The organism is Agrobacterium sp. ST15.16.024 (assembly GCF_027956545.1).
In the GTDB taxonomy this organism is placed as follows: Bacteria; Pseudomonadota; Alphaproteobacteria; order Rhizobiales; family Rhizobiaceae; genus Agrobacterium; species Agrobacterium cucumeris.
This window is the reverse complement of the sequence record NZ_JAQKGO010000048.1, coordinates 1-357: the sequence shown is the minus strand read 5'-3', so window position 1 is coordinate 357 and position 357 is coordinate 1. Positions and strand designations below refer to the sequence as shown.

Annotated in this window: 1 protein-coding gene and 1 pseudogene; both read left to right on the top strand. The window is 61.9% G+C overall.

Annotated elements, in window-relative coordinates; translation table 11 throughout:
- Positions 1-184, top strand: a pseudogene (nikD, locus tag PL640_RS25565) (nickel import ATP-binding protein NikD); the annotation flags it as partial.
- Positions 184-357 (top strand): ATP-binding cassette domain-containing protein (locus tag PL640_RS25560; protein ID WP_271363876.1); only part of this gene is annotated, 174 nt, incomplete at its 3' end. The pseudogene nikD and the gene PL640_RS25560, both read left to right, overlap by 1 nt.

The window sequence follows — 357 nt, the reverse complement described above, 5'->3', positions numbered from 1 at the left end:
CGTCCTGCTGGTTACGCACGACATGGGCGTGGTGGCAAGGCTCGCCGACGACGTCGCGGTGCTGGATTTCGGCATGCTGGTGGAGCAGGCGCCGGTCGAGGAGATCTTCAGCACTCCACGCCATGAGGTCACGCGCATGCTGGTGGAGGCCCATCTCGCGCTTTACGGAATGGAGCTTGCCTGATGATCCTGATCAGCGCCGATAACATCAGCAAAACCTATCGGACTTTCTCGGTGGTCGGGGCCAGCGCGCCGCGTAAAGTGCTGGATCAGGTTTCGCTCTCGATCAACGATGGTGAGACCGTTGCCCTTCTCGGCCGCAGTGGTTGCGGCAAGAGCACGCTCGCCCGCTTGTTG